Origin of the sequence: Chryseobacterium viscerum, assembly GCF_025949665.1 — a bacterium.
In the GTDB taxonomy this organism is placed as follows: Bacteria; Bacteroidota; Bacteroidia; order Flavobacteriales; family Weeksellaceae; genus Chryseobacterium; species Chryseobacterium viscerum_A.
The window spans coordinates 167,659-184,684 of record NZ_JAPDFT010000001.1 but is presented as its reverse complement, the minus strand read 5'-3'; the positions used below and the strand labels follow the sequence as shown (position 1 = coordinate 184,684).

General features: G+C 34.6%; 13 protein-coding genes and 2 tRNA genes. 6 read left to right on the top strand and 9 right to left on the bottom strand.

All coding sequences use genetic code 11. From position 1 onward, the window contains the following. Nucleotides 1-177 precede the first annotated feature (177 nt). Entirely contained in the window at nucleotides 178-1,179 is a 1,002-nt protein-coding gene (recA, locus tag OL225_RS00880) for a recombinase RecA (protein ID WP_047379082.1), read from the top strand. 326 nt (nucleotides 1,180-1,505) lie between these two features. Here the strand turns inward: recA and OL225_RS00875 are convergent, their stop codons facing one another. Together OL225_RS00875 and OL225_RS00870 are read right to left on the bottom strand one after the other, a co-directional pair. Further along, nucleotides 1,506-2,939, bottom strand: a complete 1,434-nt coding sequence (locus OL225_RS00875; RefSeq protein WP_264516977.1) for a hypothetical protein — start codon at nucleotides 2,937-2,939, stop codon at nucleotides 1,506-1,508. 150 nt (nucleotides 2,940-3,089) lie between these two features. Further along, the gene (locus OL225_RS00870; RefSeq protein ID WP_413541843.1) at nucleotides 3,090-5,981 is read right to left on the bottom strand and encodes an alpha/beta hydrolase family protein; all 2,892 of its coding nucleotides are present in this window, start codon (nucleotides 5,979-5,981) and stop codon (nucleotides 3,090-3,092) included. Between the two features lie 153 nt (nucleotides 5,982-6,134). On the opposite strand from OL225_RS00870, the gene htpG reads away from it, so the two are divergent. Then, nucleotides 6,135-8,030, top strand: a complete 1,896-nt coding sequence (gene htpG / locus OL225_RS00865) for a molecular chaperone HtpG (protein ID WP_264518677.1) — start codon at nucleotides 6,135-6,137, stop codon at nucleotides 8,028-8,030. A 410-nt stretch (nucleotides 8,031-8,440) separates the two neighbouring features. After that, on the top strand, nucleotides 8,441-8,833 hold the full coding sequence (locus OL225_RS00860; protein ID WP_047379086.1) for a helix-turn-helix transcriptional regulator: 393 nt from the start codon (nucleotides 8,441-8,443) through the stop codon (nucleotides 8,831-8,833). Between the two features lie 277 nt (nucleotides 8,834-9,110). On the opposite strand, the gene OL225_RS00855 is transcribed toward OL225_RS00860, so the two are convergent. Then, nucleotides 9,111-9,407 carry an MGMT family protein gene (locus OL225_RS00855; RefSeq protein WP_264516975.1) on the bottom strand — a complete coding sequence of 99 codons (297 nt, stop codon included), beginning with the start codon at nucleotides 9,405-9,407 and terminating at the stop codon, nucleotides 9,111-9,113. 87 nt (nucleotides 9,408-9,494) lie between these two features. Between OL225_RS00855 and OL225_RS00850 the strand changes: the two genes are divergently transcribed. Next, the gene (locus OL225_RS00850; RefSeq protein WP_185097866.1) at nucleotides 9,495-9,641 is read left to right on the top strand and encodes a hypothetical protein; all 147 of its coding nucleotides are present in this window, start codon (nucleotides 9,495-9,497) and stop codon (nucleotides 9,639-9,641) included. A gap of 381 nt (nucleotides 9,642-10,022) precedes the next feature. Here the strand turns inward: OL225_RS00850 and OL225_RS00845 are convergent, their stop codons facing one another. The 5 genes from OL225_RS00845 to OL225_RS00825 all read right to left on the bottom strand — a co-directional run bounded on the left by OL225_RS00845 (nucleotide 10,023) and on the right by OL225_RS00825 (nucleotide 14,308). Continuing rightward, nucleotides 10,023-10,997 (bottom strand): deoxyhypusine synthase family protein, encoded by a 975-nt coding sequence (locus OL225_RS00845; RefSeq protein WP_045500886.1) that lies wholly within the window; start codon nucleotides 10,995-10,997, stop codon nucleotides 10,023-10,025. Nucleotides 10,998-11,475: 478 nt separating this feature from the next. After that, nucleotides 11,476-11,856, bottom strand: a complete 381-nt coding sequence (locus tag OL225_RS00840; RefSeq protein ID WP_047379596.1) for a GreA/GreB family elongation factor — start codon at nucleotides 11,854-11,856, stop codon at nucleotides 11,476-11,478. A gap of 299 nt (nucleotides 11,857-12,155) precedes the next feature. Then, entirely contained in the window at nucleotides 12,156-12,800 is a 645-nt protein-coding gene (locus tag OL225_RS00835) for a hypothetical protein (protein ID WP_264516974.1), read from the bottom strand. A 48-nt stretch (nucleotides 12,801-12,848) separates the two neighbouring features. Next, entirely contained in the window at nucleotides 12,849-13,241 is a 393-nt protein-coding gene (gene arfB / locus OL225_RS00830; protein ID WP_255812609.1) for an alternative ribosome rescue aminoacyl-tRNA hydrolase ArfB, read from the bottom strand. Nucleotides 13,242-13,279: 38 nt separating this feature from the next. After that, nucleotides 13,280-14,308, bottom strand: a complete 1,029-nt coding sequence (locus OL225_RS00825) for an AMP-binding protein (protein ID WP_264516973.1) — start codon at nucleotides 14,306-14,308, stop codon at nucleotides 13,280-13,282. Between the two features lie 99 nt (nucleotides 14,309-14,407). On the opposite strand from OL225_RS00825, the gene OL225_RS00820 reads away from it, so the two are divergent. Together OL225_RS00820 and OL225_RS00815 are read left to right on the top strand one after the other, a co-directional pair. Beyond that, a tRNA-Gln gene (locus OL225_RS00820) sits at nucleotides 14,408-14,478 on the top strand. A 230-nt stretch (nucleotides 14,479-14,708) separates the two neighbouring features. Continuing rightward, nucleotides 14,709-14,779, top strand: a tRNA-Gln gene (locus OL225_RS00815). A gap of 385 nt (nucleotides 14,780-15,164) precedes the next feature. On the opposite strand, the gene OL225_RS00810 is transcribed toward OL225_RS00815, so the two are convergent. Next, the gene (locus OL225_RS00810) at nucleotides 15,165-16,193 is read right to left on the bottom strand and encodes a hypothetical protein (protein ID WP_264516972.1); all 1,029 of its coding nucleotides are present in this window, start codon (nucleotides 16,191-16,193) and stop codon (nucleotides 15,165-15,167) included. Nucleotides 16,194-17,026 lie beyond the last annotated feature (833 nt).

The window sequence follows — 17,026 nt, the reverse complement described above, 5'->3', positions numbered from 1 at the left end:
CATCAATCGTTATTATTTTTTTTAATGCACTAATACACATTCTGCATCCGCTTCATAATGAATAGAATCAGCAGCAAAAATTTATCATTTTTTAACTCTAAAAACAGTTTTCACGAACAAATAATATTAGTTTTTGATGTTTAAATTATGTATTTTTGAGAAATTATTTTAATAGCGATGAGTAACATTGATGATAAGAAAAAAGCACTTGCTTTAGTGCTTGACAAATTAGATAAAACATACGGAAAAGGAACTGTAATGACTTTAGGTGATCAATCTATAGACAATACAATAGAAGTAATTCCTTCCGGTTCTTTAGGATTAGATATTGCTTTAGGTATAGGTGGATATCCAAAAGGAAGAATCATTGAAATATATGGTCCTGAATCTTCAGGTAAAACAACTTTGACCCTTCATGCTATTGCTGAGGCTCAAAAAGCAGGTGGTATTGCTGCATTCATTGATGCAGAGCACGCTTTCGACAGAACTTATGCTGCGAAATTAGGAATTGATCTTGAAAACCTGATCATTTCTCAGCCGGACAATGGTGAGCAGGCTTTAGAAATTGCTGATAACCTTATCCGTTCCGGAGCTATTGATATCGTTGTAATTGACTCCGTAGCGGCTCTTACACCAAAAGCAGAGATCGAAGGGGAAATGGGAGATTCCAAAATGGGACTTCACGCAAGATTAATGTCTCAGGCATTAAGAAAATTGACTGCTACTATTTCAAGAACAAAATGTACAGTAATCTTCATCAACCAGTTGAGAGAAAAGATCGGTGTAATGTTCGGAAACCCTGAAACAACTACCGGAGGTAATGCTCTTAAGTTCTATGCTTCTGTAAGAATTGATATCAGAAAAGCAAGTGCACCTATCAAGCAAGGTGACGAAGCTATCGGTAGCCGTGTGAAAGTGAAAATTGTGAAAAACAAAGTAGCACCTCCTTTCAAGCAAGCAGAATTCGATATCATGTATGGAGAAGGAGTTTCTAAAGTTGGTGAAATTCTTGATACTGCCGTAGATATGGGAATTGTGAAGAAAAGCGGATCTTGGTTCAGCTACGAAGAGACTAAACTTGGTCAGGGACGTGATGCTGTAAAAGATGTTTTAAAAGATAATCCTGATCTTTCCGAAGAATTGGAAAACAAGATCAAAGAGGAAATGAAAAACAAATAATTTTTCAGAAAAATATAGAAAAGGCAGTCTTAGGATTGCCTTTTTTGTTTTGAAGTGTACATGCTTTTTTTAACGCAAAGTTTTTTTTGGTTGTGTTATTTTAAAAGGAGCAAAGACAAAATCAATTTCATTGATCCTTTTTAAGCGACTACATAACCACAAAGCTTCATCAGCGACAAAGTGGCAACTCTTTGCCACCTAAAAATCAACTTCCGAATCTCTTATTACTTTGCGTTTAAATAATTTTTCAGGTTTCATTTACAATCAAAAAATAAAAAAGAGGTCATTCCGCGGAACAACCTCTTTTAGCTTTTATATTTTTAAAATTATTCGGCAATTTTACCTTGCAGCTGAAGTGCTCCGGTAACTTTCATTCCTTTTGCTGGAGTTTCAAATCGCATATTTTCTTTATTCACAAAAGCATCAATGGTAAAGAAATCTTCATTTTCTTCATTCGTGATCAGCTTCAGTTTCAGAATATATCCTTTAACGCTTCTGTCATCAAGTAATTCTGTCTCCTTAAAGTCTACAACCTGAGCAATAAAATCGAAACATGCATAGTTCGGAAGATCCTGGCTTGGTGCATACGTTGTGAAATCTTCACTCATTTTAGTCCCATCAGGTAAATCAGTGTTTGTGTGAACATCAAGGATGAGAACAATTCCGCTGATATGTATCTTCAGGTGAGGCTGTGTGATGTATGTATTTCTGTTTTCCGCATAATCCGTTGCAAAGAACCAAACGCCAAAAGTATTTCTGGCAGGACCGGCTACAATTGCCTGCAGGTTCAGCGCATTTTCCCACTCTCTGATTGACCTTGTTTCAAAATCTAAAACATAATTAGTTTTCACCTCCGGAATTATGGTGCTAAGTTCATCTGTAACAATGGTTTTAAATCTTACATCTTCAAATTCTGTTTTGCTTTTATCCTCACCAGCCGGATCTGCAACCGTGGACTGCATTAAAACAGCAGTAAGATATTGACCGTAATCTTTAGTCTGGAAATTTTCATGACCAAAAACCCCGCTCCAGGTATTCACAAGATTATGAACATTTGATTTTCTTATAATAATTCCAGCTTCATTAGTCGTTTCAGGAGCAGCAATTCCTTCTATATTCGGGAAATAATCTTTACCATCCACCAACTGATGATTCATGATCTCATTATTTTCTTCATGAGAAAATTCTGCAAACCCTTTATAAGTGACATTCTGGTTTTCGAAAACATAAGGCAGACCTGTTTTCACCTTATCCTGACCTGCAAAATGATACGCAAGAGAAATCCCTTTGAACTCCCCTTCCTGAATTGCCGGAGTGTGATTTCCGTTATGATCAAACTGAGAATGATACAGGATCATATAAGATTTAATTTTTCCTGCCTGAAGCTCATTCTCAAACTTCTCTTCCATTTGTCCAATCGCCTGTTGTGGAGAAAGTGCATAGGCATCTTCAGTTACCATATAAGCAAAGCCCTCTACCTCACCATTTTCTTTTTCAAAGGCTGAAATAGGCGTATATTCCCCTCTTAGCTGAAGCGCTATAGAATACACAACATAATCATTATAAATCCTGATTTTTTCATATTCTTCATTTACTTTTGGCTCGTCTATCTGTTGTGAAGGGATTTCCGGTATCGTTTCCACAACTTCTTCTACCACTTCCTCTACTACTTTTTCCTCTGGCATTTCCATTTCCTGAACCAAAGTACTTACATTTTCCTGATTATTATTTTTCTTCTTAAAAAAATCAAAGATTCCCATACTGTTATTTATAATTGGCCGTAAATATAATAAAAGTGCTCAACAGGCCCATCATAAAAAAATGCCATTGTGTCAGTTTATCTTTTGTAATATATTTTCCTCAGAAAAATTAAAAAACTCGGCGGAGCCAAAGGCTCCGCCGAGTTGATATTAATTTGGTTTGTCATCTGTCAGCTCAAATCCCCAATCTTTTCCTTTTTGGGTGGCTGGAATACCTTTTGTCATCCAGACCGGAGCTTTAGCACCTTTGAGATAATAATCAAAAAACTGCTGTTCGCGTATTTGAATATCTTTTCTGTTCTGCCGTTTAACGAGATTGTGATCATCACCATTATAATTCAGAAGCCATACCGGTTTTCCGAGACGACGTAATGCGGTAAACATCTCAATTCCCTGATACCATGGCACAGCTCCATCTTTATCATTACTCATAATAACTACCGGAGTTTGTACTTTATCAATGGTAAAAAGCGGTGAATTTTTAATATAAAGATCCGGTGCTTCCCATAGATTCTTACCTAATCTGCTTTGTGATTTTTCATACTGAAACTGTCTGTTCATCCCTGAAGTCCATCGGATTCCTCCATATGCGGAAGTCATGTTTACAACAGGAGCACCACTCCATGCAGCTGCATACATATTGGTATGAGCAATAAGATACGCTACCTGATAACCACCCCAGCTTTGTCCCTGAATTCCAATTTTAGTACCGTCTACCCAGGAATTTTGCTTTAGATTTTCAACTCCTGAATTAATGTATTCCATAGCAGATTCTCCAGGAAAACCGTCTGTATACGAAATATCAGGAGTAAAAACCAGATATCCGTTGCTCACAAAATAAGAAATATTCAATCTTGAAGGTGTTGGAGCCGGTGCTACATAACGGTTAAGATTATCCGAAAGTTTTTCATAGAAATAAACAATCATTGGATATTTTTTATTTGGATCGAAATTTTCCGGCTTGTATAAAACTCCTGTAGATGTATTTCCTTTTGGTGTTGTCCAGTTTACCAATTCGTCTGTACCCCAATTATAGTTCTTTTGCTGCGGATTGGTATCACTCAGCTTTTGCTGTTCTGAGAAATCTGATGTTGCGAAAATATTGGGAGAATCAGTATATGATTCTTTTACTACAATATATTCTTCAGCATTTTTTGCTTTTTGAAGACTTCTATATCCCCATACATTTTCCAACTGAATTTTTACCGGATCAGAATTCGACTGAATAGAAGTTTTAAAAATTCCGTTTGCTTTGGATGTATTATCAAATGCTGATAAATAAATGGAAGATTTTCGGTTTAAGCTTTTAATATCTTTATCTAAGTCGTAGGTGTCAAACGTTATTTTATTTTTACGACCAAATCCATTGGTGATATTTCTCGGCTTTTTTGAGCCATTCAGAAAAAACTCCCAAAGGTCGAAACGATCTTTAATAATCACAGATTCATCATTATTCGTCCAGGAAGCGATGCCATAAGAATTTGGAAAATCCGGCATATCAAACTCTTCATCCACAAAAGAAACGGGCAGTCCGCTGCTCAATGGAAGTGTTTGTTTTGTTTTCACATTATAACTGAGCCACTTCCCTTTTTCTCTGTCAAAAATCACTACGAATTTTCCAAGCGGAGAAACAGCAACTGAGCCATTCAGATTCTGAATAATCTCTGTCCTCTCACCTGTTTTATTATCAATCAGGAAATATGTTTTCTTAGTTGCACCCTCCCATTGCGAAGAAATACGGTTGTTCAAACTTGTAATACCCAGCGCAAATTCAGCATTTCCTTCATTTACCAGTCTTAAAGTATCCAAATCTTCGCCATCAATATTTCTGAAGAAATCTGGTTTTTCCGTCTGTATTACTGCAGCATAGGATTTCTTCAGATCGTTTTTCAATTCCTTTAGCTGTACTGTTTGCAGATAATCATCTTTATAATTCCAGATATCTACTACCGCATGATCATTCGCAATCATTGCAGTATCTTTTGCGATAGGTTTCGGAGCAACACCAAAATACAACTGCTTTCCGTTTTTGCTGAATAAGGGTAAACGGTTTTCAGAAATTACCCAATTCTTCTTCATCTGTGCATTTTCATTGGCAATTATTTCCTTTTTATTTCCTTTAAAATTAAAGTAATACAACTGATACAATTTCACCAGGTCATTTTGTGCAGAAGAAGTTCCTACATATGCCAGCTGATTTCCTTCTTCATCAAAAGACAATTGTGAAAAATCGCCTTCCATCTCTGAAATTTTAGTTACAACTGCTTTTTGCAGATCTACAACCTGTACGGTTTGAAATGTATATTTCTTTGGCTTTGATTTGTCATTATCTTTTTTGTCCTCAGATTTTTCATCAGCAGAATCTTTTTTATCCTTTTTAGGTTTTTCTTCAGGTTTCTTCGTCACAAAAGCGAGCTGCTTTCCATTTTTACTGAACTCATAGCGGACTACATTATCATACGTTGTACTTTTCCCGTCCAAAAGATTTCGCACAACTAACTGCAAAGGTTTTACATTTTTATCTTCATCTTTATTATCCTCTCCATCTTCTTTATCAGAAGCATCATCCGAAGATTTATCTTTTGTGTTTTCCAGAAGATAGGCTACATAAGAGCCTGCTTTTTCAGGGATTTTAAATGATTTTACATTAGGAATTCTTTCTGTTTTATCATTTAAAAAATCAACAATTGCAAGACTGTCTTTTGTTAATTTATTTTTTTTAAGTTTTTTATCTTTTACCGCTTTTATATCTTTATACTGCGGACGGATTTGAAAAACAGCAAATCTGGAATCATTTGTAAAATCTACTTTTGTTCCTCTTGCAAACTTCTTTGTCGTTTTATTTTTTACGGAATATAAAGAAAGGTTAGGATTTCCTTCCTGAGCATCTACGGAGTAAGCAATCCATTTTCCGTCATTTGATATTTTTCTCATGCCGATATTTTGCCAACTGTCATAGACAGAATGGTCTAAAGGTTTTTTCTGTCCATAGACCCAACAGGTCATTATGAGCAGAATAAAAACTGTACATTTCAACTTCATCTTTAAAAAATTTTTAATACTTAAAAGTAAGATATTTCTTTGACAAATTCGTAGGATAAAACTGTTTCACGTTGAAAAAATGCCATTCTGTCACTTTCTGCTGCATGGTATTTTTTTTGAGAAGTATGTAGAACAATTAAAATATAAAATATGATGACTAAAGGAAATATTAATGTATCTGTGGAAAATATTTTCCCGCTTATTAAAAAATTTCTTTACAGTGACCACGAAATATTCTTAAGAGAATTAATCTCTAATGCTACTGATGCCACTTTAAAATTAAAACATCTGACAAGCATTGGTGAGGCAAAAGTGGAATACGGAAACCCTAAACTTGAAGTTAAAATTGATAAAGACCAAAAAACTTTACGCATTATAGACCAAGGTATTGGTATGACTGGTGAAGAGGTTGAAAAATATATCAATCAGGTTGCTTTCTCAGGAGCAGAAGAGTTTTTGGAAAAATATAAAGATTCTGCAAAAGATTCTGGGATTATCGGGCATTTCGGTCTTGGATTCTACTCTGCGTTCATGGTAGCTGAAAAAGTAGAAATTCTTACAAAGTCTTATAAAGACGAACCGGCAGTACGTTGGATCTGTGATGGAAGCCCGGAATTTACCCTTGAAGAAACTACTAACAAAACTGACAGAGGAACGGAAATCATCCTTCATATTGCTGAAGATTCTGTGGAATTTTTAGAAGAAGGAAAAATCCGTGAACTATTATTGAAGTATAACAAGTTTATGCCTGTTCCGATCAAATTCGGAACAAAAACACATACACTTCCATTACCGGAAGACGCTCCTGAAGATGCCGTAGCAGAAACAGAAGAAGTAGACAATATCATCAACAATCCGGTACCAGCATGGACGATTGCTCCAAGCGAACTGACCAACGAAGATTATATGAAGTTCTACCACGAGCTGTATCCTATGCAGTTTGAAGAACCTTTATTCAATATTCACCTGAATGTTGATTATCCTTTCAATCTTACAGGAATTCTGTTCTTCCCGAAACTGAGCAATAATTTAAATATCGACAAGGATAAAATTCAGTTGTACCAAAACCAGGTATTCGTAACAGATGAAGTAAAAGGGATCGTTCCGGACTTCCTGATGCTTCTGAGAGGTGTTATAGATTCACCGGATATTCCATTGAATGTTTCCCGTTCTTACCTTCAGGCTGATGGTGCTGTAAAGAAAATTTCATCTTACATCACCAAAAAGGTAGCTGATAAAATGGCTTCCCTGATCAACGAAAACCGTGAAGACTACGAGAAAAAATGGAACGACATTAAGATCGTAATCGAGTACGGAATTGTTACAGAAGAAAAATTTGCTGAAAAAGCAGACAAATTCACACTGTACCCTACAACAGACGGAAAGTATTTCCTTTGGGATGAATTGGTTGAAAAAATCAAACCTATACAAACGGATAAAGACAACAAACTGGTTGTATTATATGCTACCAACGCTGATGAACAGCACAGCTACATCCAGTCTGCAAAGGATAAAGGATATGAAGTTCTGTTATTAGACTCTCCTATCACTCCACATGTTATCCAGAAGCTGGAAACTTCAAAAGAAAATATTTCTTTTGCAAGAGTAGATGCAGATCACGTGAACAACCTGATCAAAAAAGATGAGCCGGTAATTTCAAAATTGAATGAAACGGAAAAAGAATCTTTGAAAAAGAATGTAGAAGAAGCTATTCAGGATTCTAAATTTACAGTTCAGCTTGAAGATCTTGACAGCAATGATTCTCCGTTTACCATTACTCAACCTGAATTCATGAGAAGAATGAAGGAAATGCAAGCTACAGGCGGTGGTGGTGGTATGTTCGGAATGGGAGGTTTCCCGGAAATATACAATCTTGTGGTGAACTCGAACAGTGAGCTTTCCAATCAGATTCTAAAAACTGAGAACGCTGAAGAGAAGGAAAATTTAATCAAATACGCTCTGGATCTTGCCAAACTTTCACAAAATTTACTGAAAGGAAAAGACCTGACAGATTTTATACAGAGAAGCTACAAGCAACTTGAAAAATAATACACAAGAGACTGTTTCAATTTTGAAGCAGTCTTTTTTTATTTGAGTACGTTAGGAAAACGCAAAGACGCAAGTTTTTCCCACAAGGCTCATGCTTTAAGGCGCAAGGATTTTATCTGCAATAAAATTGTGTACTGTATATTTTATTTTTTATCTCACTCTGATTTTGCAGATTATACAGATACTAATAAAAATCTGCGTAATCTGTGTGATCTGCGAGAAAATTTAATAAATGAAACTCTTTGCGTTTTCTTAAAAATCTAAAAATCATTAACAGCCAATTTAAATAATCTGAATATTATAAACCTGTACCTTCTTTTCTCTTAATCTTCATTACTTTACTCTACATTTTATTCATTTTCTATTGTACAGCTTATGCTTTTTTGCCATTTTTGTATAAAATGTCGGTCATGCAAAAAGAAAAATTACGCGTCATCAGAAAGCAAAAAGGCTATACTCAACAGCAGGTAGCTGATTTTATCGCAACAGATGTATCTAATTACAGCAGAAAAGAAAGCGGTGATGTAAGGATTGTAAAAGATGAATGGGACAAACTTGCCCGTTTTTTGGATGTACCGGTTGAGGACATTTATGAAGAGGAGGAAGCTACAGTAGTAATTAATAATAACCATCCTGTATTTAATGATAGATCTTCTTCTGCTGGAGTAATTACTAGTCTAAATAACTATGATAATATCCCTGGAGCTATTATTGAAAACCTACAAAACTACATTGCCTTATTAAAAGAGGAGAACGAAAGGCTAAAAGAAGAACTGAAAGGTCTCCCAAGAGGAAGAAAATAATACGGTTTGAAAACTGTAAAAAATATTGATGTCACTCATATTAAGTTATAGAGTGACATTTTTTTTGTATTGATGCAAGCTAATGCTTTTTAACGCAAAGAACTAATGATTTGAGTGTTTTATTTCAGAAGGCAAAGAGCTGCGACACTGTCGCTGATGAAGCTTTGTGATAGTAATACGTTCGCTTAAAGAGAATCAATTCCATTGATTCCTCCTTTGCTCCCTTAAAAATATACAGTATACAGATAAAACCTTTGCGTTAAAAATTCTTTGATATTTACAATTCATCCAACGGGTTCCAGAACAGTTTTTTGAAATTTTTTATTCTAAGATTTTCCACAGTAATTCCTTCTGCCTCCAGCTTAGGCTGAAATTCCGGAACGGATAAAACTCCTGAACTTGAAATGACACGGTGAGCCGGAACATCTTTCGGGCAACCTCCCATGGCTTTTCCTACATGTCTTGAATAGTTTGGATAGCCAACGGCTTTTGCTATAGCACCATACGTAGAAACTCTTCCTTTGGGAATAAGTCTTGCTACTTCGTATACCTGTTGTTTGAAAATTTCGTCCATATCAAATTGTTATTTTAGCTGGCTTTCTTTTTTGCATCATTTTTGAACTCTCTTACGCTCAATGATGTTTCATTAAAAGATAAAGATATGAAAAAATCATTTTTCAGGCTGTTGAACGCGGTTAATAAAAAAGTTCTTCCGAAGCTGAGTAAGAAGGATCCTAATCATCTGACTAAGGTAGAAAAGGGAATTCTGGCATATCGATACTTTGTGTTGGTGAATTCTTTGGATTGATTTTTATTTTCCCGCAGATCGCACAGATTTTCACAAACGTATATTTTTTGGAGAACGCAAAGGCGCAAGTTCTTTGAATACTATGTGTTGTAAGGCGCAAGGATTTTATCTTCGATAAAATTTTATATTGTATAATTTCTTTTATCTCATGCTGATTTTGCAAGCCATACAAATAATATAAAAATCTGTGTAATCGTGGGATCTGTGGGAATAATGTATATCACTTTAAACCATTAAGAAAAATGATTACAACTTAAATAATCTTAATGGTTCAAATTGTTTTTAGTTTTCAAAATAAATCTATTTTTCAATCATAAAATAAAAATAGCGCTTCAAATGAATTGAAGCGCTGTATTGTAATCTCTGATGAGAATTTTATTCTTATGCGTTTTCTAAGATATAAGAGAACATCAATGGTGCACAGATCGTTGCATCACTTTCAACGATAAATTTCGGTGTAGTGATATCAAGTTTACCCCAAGTGATTTTTTCATTTGGAACTGCTCCTGAATAAGATCCATAAGATGTTGTAGAATCAGAAATCTGGCAGAAATAAGACCAGAAAGGAATGTCATGCATTTCCATATCCTGATACAGCATTGGCACTACACAGATAGGGAAATCTCCTGCGATACCACCACCAATCTGGAAGAACCCAACTCCTTTTCCTGCTGAATTTTTAGTATACCAGTCAGCAAGGTAAGTCATATATTCAATTCCTGATTTCATTGTAGTAGCCTTAAGCTCTCCTTTGATACAGTAAGAAGCGAAGATGTTACCCATTGTAGAATCTTCCCATCCCGGAACTACGATTGGTAGGTTTGCTTCTGCAGCAGCAATCATCCAAGAGTTTTCTCTAGGAATTTCGTAGTACTGCTCCAAAACTCCTGAAAGGATCATTTTGTACATGAATTCGTGAGGGAAATATCTTTCTCCTTTAGCTTCTGCATCTTTCCAGATCTCTACGATATGTTTTTGTAATCTTCTGAAAGCTTCTTCTTCAGGGATACAAGTATCTGTAACTCTGTTCAGACCTCTTTCTAAAAGATCCCACTCATCCTGAGCAGTCAAATCTCTGTAATGAGGAACTCTTTCATAGTGAGAGTGTGCTACAAGGTTCATTAAATCTTCTTCAAGGTTAGCCCCTGTACAAGAGATAAAATCTACTTTCCCCTGACGGATCATTTCAGCAAGAATCTTCCCTAATTCAGCAGTAGACATTGCTCCTGCCAAAGTAATCATCATTTTTCCGCCATCTTTAAGATGTGCAACATATCCTTTAGAAGCATCCACCAATGCAGCTGCGTTGAAGTGCAGGTAATACTTTTCTATGAATTCAGTTATCGGTTTGCTCATTTTTTTAATTTTTGCAAAGATAAAACTTAAAAACGGAATGCAGCCAAAGCACTTAAAGAAAGTGTAACGGAGGGGACTTTTTTTATCATTTGTTAAATAATACCAAAACTGTTTTGTTGGGAAACGCAAAGGTGCAAAAGTTTTTCATGCATTACTTATATTTTTAAGATGCAAGAACATCTCGACTTCGTTCAATATTAAATTTTCAGCAAGGGAAAATGTTTAATTTTAGATTAAATTTTCGCGCAGATCACACAGATTACGCAGATTTTTATACTATCTGTGTAATTTGCAAAATCAGCATGAGATAAAAGAAATTATACAATATAAAATTTTATCACAGATAAAATCCTTGCGCCTTAAAGTATATAAAAAGCTTGTGTCTTTGCGTTTCCAAAAAAATCAAGCTAATATAAAAGCGCAGCTCAAATAAGCCACGCTTTCATTGTAATTCAACTTAATATTATTCAACAAAAGATTATCCCTCCCAGGCTTCTACTTTCAGAATTTCAATTTTTCTTTCTCCATCCCTGAAGGGCCAGCTGATAATATCACCAACTTTATATCCTACTACTGCAAGGGCAATATCTGATAGTATGGAATGTTTATTCTTTTTAAGTTTTGCTTTGGTAGACGGCACAAAAATATATTCATGCTCAAAATCTAAGGTATGGTCCTTTAATGTTACTTTTCTTTCAACTGTTACGATATCAGCAGGCAGATCTCTTCTCAATACCTGTTTCGCATTTCTAAGTTCTTCCGTAAGTCTTTTTTCTTCTCCGATGCTCACTTTTTTCCTTCTGAGTGTATCTTTTATAGCATCATAAATTCCGGTGGTTACAATAATATGATTAGACATTTTGTTCATTTTTTTTAAAATTAAAATGCAGTTATTCCTGGTGATCCAATGTAGAATCCAGGCATACAACAGCCTTCCTCTATAGAAAACCGCAAAAAGCAATAAATAAAATCCGGAATAATTCCCTGTCTTGGATCCTGACAGGGCTTAATTGATAAAGTCTTTCGAACTTTTCAGAAAAGAATCTGTGTGTAAATAAAGTAATGACAGCAACAATCCTGACTGTCTGCGTTCTGCCGATAAAGAGATTGTTGCTGCCATTATTATGAGATTATATGTAATCTTTACAAAGATAGCATTTAAAAACGAAATGTAGCGGCTGCGCTCAAAGAAACTCTTGTCAGACCCTCTTTCTGGTCCTCACCAAGGTCAGTTGTTTGTCCATTAACTTTGATTTTGTTCAAAGTTCCTGCGGTAATTCCCAACTTAGGACCTATCATAAAGTTTTTTGAAACTGTATATTGATATGCTGCCCCCAGTTCCATACCAAAGTTGGATCCTGTACCTTTTACTGCTTCTGTTTTTGTAGTGTAGCTAATAACTCCAAGAGATACATCAGCAACAATTTTGTGGTTTGTAGGTTTCGTGTAATTAGAGAACATAACGGAAGGTCCAAAGAATGTAATATTATCCTTAGTACTTATATAAACTGTAACAGGCTGCCCGTTCATATTGTATCCGCTCAATACACCACTGCTGGAAGCATTATAATTGGAAAACTTAGCACCGATTCCTATATTTTTCACATTATAATAAGCTGCAATTTCAAAATGAACTCCATTTTTCAATCCTTCAACATATTTTTTTTCTGATAAAGAAAGACCTGGTGCTGTTTTGGCTACTCTCCATGCATATCCTACAGCTGGTATGATGGTTATTTTTTCCTGTGCAAAAGAAAGTAAAGAACTCGAAATAGTTCCTAATAGAATTAGTTTTTTTATCATGGTTATAAAGTTTCCGGCAAAAGTAAAATTTTCTTCGGGAGAAACAAACTAAAATTTGAAGCGTCTGTTTTCTTTTTTATCGGAAAGTTTTTTCTTGCCATCAAGTCTTTTTTGTTTCTGAGCTCTTGAAGGCTTTGTTGCAGTTCTTTTCTTGGGAATGATAAGGGCTTTATTTACAATTTCAATTATTTTTTCAATGGCTTTATTTTTATTCATCAGCTGAGTTCTGCTTTCGGAAACGGTAAGGAATAAAAAGCCTTCCGCATTGATTCTGTTTTTCAGTTTATTCTGAATCAATATTTTTTCATCATCATTGAAAAATTCAGACGAATCTACTTTCCAAAGTACGGTAACAGCAGTCTCTACCTTGTTGACATTCTGCCCTCCTGCCCCACTGCTGCGGGAAGTTTTGAAACTGAGTTCTTTTGAAAAGGTTTTCATAGTGTTATGATTTTTATATACCAGAATCAAGAGCAGGACTATAGATTTATGTTTATATTTTTATAGAGTTCTAATCTGCTTATTTTTCCGTTGGGTGTCCGCGGAATTTCACTGATAAAAATAATTTCTTTAGGTTTGTGAAAACTCTTCTCAAACGGAATTTCTGAAATTTTCTTTATTACCTCATCTGATTCATTTCCTTCTATAATCAGTATCAATTTCTGACCCAAACTTTCATCCGGTAAGCCAATAAATACGGCTTCGTTCGGAATTTCTTTCTTTACCAGGGCTTCAAGAGTTTCCGGGAAAATTTTGGCTCCTCCTGAGTTGATGACATTATCAATTCTTCCGAGAAATTTAAATTGTTTTTCATTCCTAATATCAACTAAATCATTAGTTTGTAATTCTTCAGCATTCAGATTAGGTGCATAGATTTTCAGACATCCTCTTTCATCCAAAGAGATGGATACATTTTCAAAAACCGTGAAATAATCTTCCTGTTCGGGCATCAATTGTTTTAAGCCAATATGGGAAAGCGTTTCTGACATTCCATAGGTTTCAAAAATACGGTTTGAAGCACTAAGGTTCATCTGTAGAATTTTATTTTTCAGACTTTCTGAAACGGCGGCACCACCAATAATCAGGTTTTTGATCAGATGAAGTTTCTCCAATGAATTTTCTACCTGAAGCGGAGTCATGGCACAAAAATCAATTTCTTCTTCTAAGTTTTCTACAGGTCTCAGAGAAGGTTCAACAGCTTTTAACTTCAATCCTCTTTCAATAGAGCGGACAATCATCATTTTTCCTGAGATATATTCTACGGGCAGGCAGAGTAATGCCGTATCTCCTTCTTTTAATCCCAAAAAGTTGCAGGTCATTACTGCTGAATTGATCATTTTCTTTTTATCAATTTCAAAAATTTTTGGAACTCCTGTAGAGCCCGATGTTTGCACATTTACCCTTGTTTTTTCTGAAAACCATTCTTCCAGAAAAATTTTCACTTTCTTTTCAAATTCCGTATTGAACGATAATTGATTAATATTGAGATTATTGAAGTCTATCAGCATATTTTCCGTAAATAAAATCCACAGTAAATTTAAAAAAAAAATCAAAAAGTTCTTGTATGTAAAGAAAAAAGCTGTAAATTTGCACCACCAAAATAAAACAGACCTATAGTGTAACGGTAACACTCCGGTTTTTGGTACCGTCATTCGGGGTTCGAATCCCTGTGGGTCTACAAACCATCCTTTTTAAGGATGGTTTTTGTTTTTATGATTAATCAAATATTTTCATTAAAATTTTCATCATCCCGGCTTTGATTTCTCAGAAAAAAGATTCTTCTCCTATTTCAATAAGCCTGAAATTTAAAAAATCAAATTCTGTTTTTTCGTGTAAACAATAGAAAATTGAAAGAAGATATTTGTAAATAAGAAAAAAATATATAAATTTGCAAAACCAAAATAAAGCAGACCTATAGTGTAACGGTAGCACTCCGGTTTTTGGTACCGTCAGTCGGGGTTCGAATCCCTGTGGGTCTACAAACCATCCTTTTTAAGGATGGTTTTTGTTTTTATAATGAATTATAAAAAACAGACACTAAGTATCTGTTTTTATTTTCCGGTTTTCTTAATTGCATCCCCTGCAATAACTTTTATCTACATACTCCTTATTACCTGAGGAGGACAGATAGTAACATCCTCATCCCCATTTCCTCCACAAGAATAAACAATGGGTGTAGATATTAATACAAATAATACAATTACTTTCTTCATGTTTTAAGCTTTTAATTTTACACAAACTAAATCAGGTTTCAGATAAAAAAATACGGAAAACCATAACCGGTAATACAATATACTTTGGCAAAAACGATCAGATTTAAAATAAAAAAGATCTCCAATGGGAGATCTTTTTTGATACTTTAAATTAAAAAAGTCTTGTAAGTATAATTTTATACTGTAAGCTTGCATCTCCATTATTGGTAAGATCTATTGTTCCGGCTGAAGGCATTGTTAAGGTATAATTAAAGGCAATACTAGTACCCCCTGCAGCACAATTAGGAATACCTGACCAAACAACGGATGTTGTAAATCTGTTTACTTCAGTAAAAGTAGGGGCTTTAGCAGTGGTGTCAGTGTTTAAGATCCCATCCATTCCTTTGATAGAAAAAGAATTGTTAACAGCATTATTAGTGACATAATATTCTGCAATACCGATACGTCCGCAACTATTACTAACATTTACCACAGCTTTATATACAGCATTATTACCAAGTCCTGTGATCAAATTGTTTGTCGCTCCTGAAGCAATAGTAACTGCATTATTAATAACGGTTCCATAAATGTTATCAACAGCTTTATTCAGAACACCATTTGCATCTGAATATACCGGTGTAATAAGAGTAGCACCTGCAGCAATATCCATAGTTCTTATTCGGGTGCTTCCTGAAACGTCTAAAGTATTTGTAGGAGTATTCGTAGCAATACCTATATTACCCAGGGTTAAATCCATTGCCAAATCACTTCCACCAGGAACACGAGAAATAATAAATACCCCGTTATTTCCATTGAAATTAGGATTTATTCCCATTACTGCCTGTTTTATTCCTGTAGTTCCTGTAGTTCTTAAGATAGATAGTATAGAATTATTGGCTATTGGATTTTCTATCAGCAGTCCAGTATTGGTAGCTTCACCACCTCCAATACCTGTGGCAGATCCCCGATTTAAGACATGGAGATTAGATAGCGGGGTAAGATTCCCGATACCTACCATTCCTGTGGAGGTTACTATAAAATCATTGGCTTGTTGTACATCAGTTGGAGTACCCGTGGCCGGATTGTCTTTTGCTCCATCTACATGTAATGAGCCTTGAGGGTTTGATGTTTGTATCCCTACTTGGCCATTCGCGAAATTAGCAATTATTAACATTGATAATAGTAAAATGTTTTTCTTCATTTTATTAGTTTTTTAAATTTAGTAATATGATGTATTTTTTGAACTTTAAAATTTTATTTCAAACAATAATCCCTATATCATTTTTTGAATTTACTCCTTATAAAATCACTTTCTTTATGACGCACTGCAATTCTATAAAATATTATTTATCAACGGATTAAAATTAAGCACAAAACAAACACAAAACAATATTTGGAATAAAAAAATAGCAACCATATATCAATTTAATTAAAAAAATTATTCAATAAATAGCATTTAACTTATTAAAAACACATACATATGGTCGTAATTTTAGATTATAGCCATTTTTAAAATCGCGAGATATTTATAATAAAAACACAGTTTTTTCCTTGCAAGGAGTTAAACATAAATCATATTAAAAGTTGATTAAATTCGAGGCAGGGAATAGTAAAAAAACTTTTAGCCATAATTTGGGGCATCAAAATTAATGTTACTCTCAAATATTGATTTATCGTGAACTATTCATGCTATTTTTAGTCTAAAAATATTTTTTTCCACTTTGTCAGTGTATTTCTACTGAGACCAAAATATTTGGCTGTCTGTATATTATTCAATTTCTGTTTCTTTTGATAGTCTAAGATTTTAAAAATTGTAGACTTATCATAAGACCGGTGATTTCTTCCATTTAAGTTTTCTGTAGTGTTTTCTCCAAATATTATCTTATTAAGCTTTATTACATCCAGTCTGGAAAGCTCCTTTTTATTTAAAAAAAATAAACATTGCTCCCTTTTATCAGGGAATTTTAATACCAACAGATCATGGAAGATCTTTTTATAATTGGGCTTTGAATATTTCATATAACATATTATTAT